At 44.9% G+C, this 1,594-nt stretch carries 2 protein-coding genes and 1 pseudogene; 2 read left to right on the top strand and 1 reads right to left on the bottom strand.

The genetic code is table 11. The annotated features are described in order from the left end of the window. Positions 1-174 (top strand): annotated as a pseudogene (locus tag PX484_RS17945) (ISL3 family transposase); the annotation flags it as partial. 269 nt (positions 175-443) lie between these two features. Then, a complete protein-coding gene (locus tag PX484_RS17940; protein ID WP_287768104.1) occupies positions 444-1,175 on the top strand; it encodes a PEP-CTERM sorting domain-containing protein in 732 nt (243 codons plus the stop codon). A gap of 142 nt (positions 1,176-1,317) precedes the next feature. On the opposite strand, the gene PX484_RS17935 is transcribed toward PX484_RS17940, so the two are convergent. Further along, positions 1,318-1,594: DUF3067 family protein (locus PX484_RS17935; RefSeq protein WP_288104986.1), on the bottom strand; the 277-nt coding region annotated here is incomplete at its 5' end.

The following is a 1,594-nucleotide window of genomic DNA, read 5'->3' as shown; positions in this document are numbered from 1 at the left end:
TACCTACAAGTTAATCGTCGTCAATTTAAGTGCGATAATTGTCAGAAACCCTTTAGCGAAGAGTTAGATTTTGTCGCCAAGAAACGAACCTATACGAAAAGACTAGCCGAGAATATACTCGAACAATTAAAAGAAGGAGATATTTTAAATGTTAGCCGAAGAAATGACGTAACGTATGTTGTCTTGGCATCTTGTATGTTGATTTAGCATAAAGAGTAACGAAGAGCCAAAATTACTGGTGCAAGTTGGGAATCTGGTAATGTACCGCAAGTCCTTCGTCATCGCTGTGCTTATCTAAATGGTTGCCTTTTTTAACTTTTTTATTGAGATCATTAAGCATTTCTATTTATGTCAAAGGGCAGATGCTCCCAGGTTATAAATATTCTAGACTACGGATGTCTCCGCATTACTGCCCTAATTAATAAATTGACAAACAACTTAAAATGATCACCAACATATCTAGACAACTAACCACTGGCGCTCTTGCTATCGCTGGCAGCGTTGCCGCTTTCGGCTTTGCTGGTGCTGCCCCCGTGCAGGCGCAGGAGGAGTGTTTGCCACAAAGTTTCAACAATTTCAAGACCAATCCTTGCCGAAAAGGGGACAAGTTGTTTACACACATCAACTCATCTGGCATTGGTATAAATGACCCGGCCAATTTTCTGACCATTACGGAAACCGTGCTGCCCTTGGGCGATTTGCACACCTTCACCTTCACCCCAGCTACCCCTCTGCTAAGTTCATCTGGTACTTATGTCATAGATTACACGATCGAGATCATTGATGACCCCGACACTCCCGACAACGAACTTTTGACGAAGATGTTCGAAGCATTCAGCGCTGGCTATACCACAACTGGCCAGACTGACTCCGGTGTCTCTCTGAACAAGACGGTTTGGTCAGATGCTTTCGGCGGGTCGAGTTTGGTCGGAACCTCGGAGGCTAAAAGCCTGGATATTGGTGGCATTGGCTCTCCTGGCCTAACGGTTCAAGTTGATCCGAATATCCTGAAACTTTACGTCAGAGACACTTTCTTTGTCTCTAGTGTTAACGGATCACTTAACAGTATCACCAACGATTTCAGACAAAAATCAATTGGCGTACCCGAACCCTCTGCTATCCTCGGTATCTTAGCCGTTGCTGGTGCTGGTGCTTTCGCTCGTCGCAAGAGCTAGTCACTGTCATTAGATTAAAGGCAAGCGTTGAGGTTAAGCTTAACGCCTTTTTTGTGTCTAGAGAAGGGGATGGGGGAGTGGGGACGCAATTTAAATGCAGTATACTGTTCAGTTAACAATCCCACTGGTCACTGATAATTGATCACTGATCACTGATCAGCCATTCCGATGCCCTTTCACCTAGATCTAGGGGCAGACTAACCGCTTTACCGAGACGGGGACGCTCGCGGGTTTCGCGGATAAAAGCTTGAAATTGACTAAAACCACCCCATTCGTGAAGATAATTAGCGATCGCATTGAGATGTTCCAGATATTCAGACTCGGAGAGGGGAAAAGAAGCTTGTTCGAGATATTTCCACATTACCTGGACATGAACCTTATCTTTGATGCGTCGTAGCTGGATATCGTAGGAACGACCC

It is taken from the genome of Microcystis sp. M49636_WE2, assembly GCF_030065375.1.
Lineage (GTDB): Bacteria > Cyanobacteriota > Cyanobacteriia > Cyanobacteriales > Microcystaceae > Microcystis > Microcystis aeruginosa_C.
The sequence above is the reverse complement of the archived record's forward strand: the minus strand, read 5'-3'. Positions and strand labels throughout refer to the sequence as shown.